Source organism: Mesorhizobium sp. M2C.T.Ca.TU.002.02.1.1 (genome assembly GCF_003997225.1).
Genome location: NZ_RZTO01001189.1, coordinates 1 through 1325, shown reverse-complemented (window position 1 = coordinate 1325; position 1325 = coordinate 1). Strand labels below are relative to the sequence as shown.

General features: G+C 62.6%; 2 protein-coding genes. Both read left to right on the top strand.

Translation table 11 applies throughout. The features are described from left to right. A partial coding sequence (locus EOD07_RS34620; RefSeq protein ID WP_245470610.1) for a S24 family peptidase occupies window positions 1-409 on the top strand: 409 nt, incomplete at its 5' end. 181 nt (window positions 410-590) lie between these two features. Then, a partial coding sequence (locus tag EOD07_RS34615) for a tetratricopeptide repeat protein (protein ID WP_245470609.1) occupies window positions 591-1325 on the top strand: 735 nt, incomplete at its 3' end.

The window sequence follows — 1325 nt, the reverse complement described above, 5'->3', positions numbered from 1 at the left end:
GGTCAGCCTCGTCTCAGCGCCCGTCACCGTCGACGTGCCGATCGTGTCCTGGATCAGCGCCGGCGAGCTCGGCAGCCAGGACAGCGTCGTCAACCTCTCCGACTATCCGACCATTCCCACCGCCGACCTCGAGGAAGGCGAATGGATTGCGCTGCGCGTCGACGGTCCGTCGATGAACAAGATCTCGCCGCCGGATTCGATCATCTTCGTCAATCTGCGCGACAAGCGGCTGGTGACCAACGGCTGCTACGTGATCGCCGACGAAACCGGCCGCGCCACCTACAAGCGCTACCGCCCCAACGACAATCCGCCTTTCCAGCCGGCGTCCTATCTCGATATCCCGCCGCCGGAGCTGGAAGGCGCGATCACCATCATCGGGCGGGTGAGACGGTCGATCATCGATATGTGAGGGGGATAGGCCAGTGTCGTCCGGCAAAGGCTACGATCCTCCGCCCTTTCTGCCCTTCCGTCCAACCAGGCCAAGCGTATAGATTCAGCCCTTGCAATTTTTGCTTGCATTGAGGAACAAAAAGAGAACTATATAAGCGACCGCGGCAGCAGCCGCGGTAACTCCGGGGGGAGGATCAACAATGTTATGCCGCATCGGCGCGTTTTTGCGCGCGCTTGCTGGTGAGGTTTCGCGCGGGCCGCTGATGGTCCTGGCGGGGATGCTGGTGCTTGTCGGACTGAGCGAACCGGCGCTCGCTGTTGTCAAGGACCCAGCCCTTTGTTTTGGCGATGCCAAAGTCGCAGCCGACCGCCGCATTGCAGCCTGCAGCGTGATTGCCGAGGACGTCACGGGGGCATCCTCTTTGCGCGCCAAGGCTTATTTCTTCAGGGCCATGGCCCTGGACGACAATCAAGACTGGGATGGCGCGATCGCCGATTATGGCGAGGTGATCGCGCTCGATCCCAAGCAGACTTCGGCCTATTTCAATCGCGGCACCGACTGGTCCAACAAGGGCGACGACGACCGCGCGATCTCGGACTTCAACATCGTGATCAGCCTCGAGCCGTCCGCGAGCGACGCCTATTCCAGCCGTGGCTCGGCCTTCCTGCGCAAGGGTAAGGTTGACGCGGCCATCCTCGACTTCCAGCAGGCGATCGAGGCCGATCCGCAAAACGGCAGGGCGCATGCCGAACTCGGCTCCGCCTTGGCCGTGACGGGCGAGCAGGAAAAGGCGATCGCCGCATATGACGAGGCGATCCGGATCGATCCAACGGACGTGACCGCCTTGATCAACCGCGGCATCGCCCACGCCGCCAAGGGCGGATTCGACCGTGCTATTGCCGATTACGACACTGCGCTGGGCATCGACCCCAGG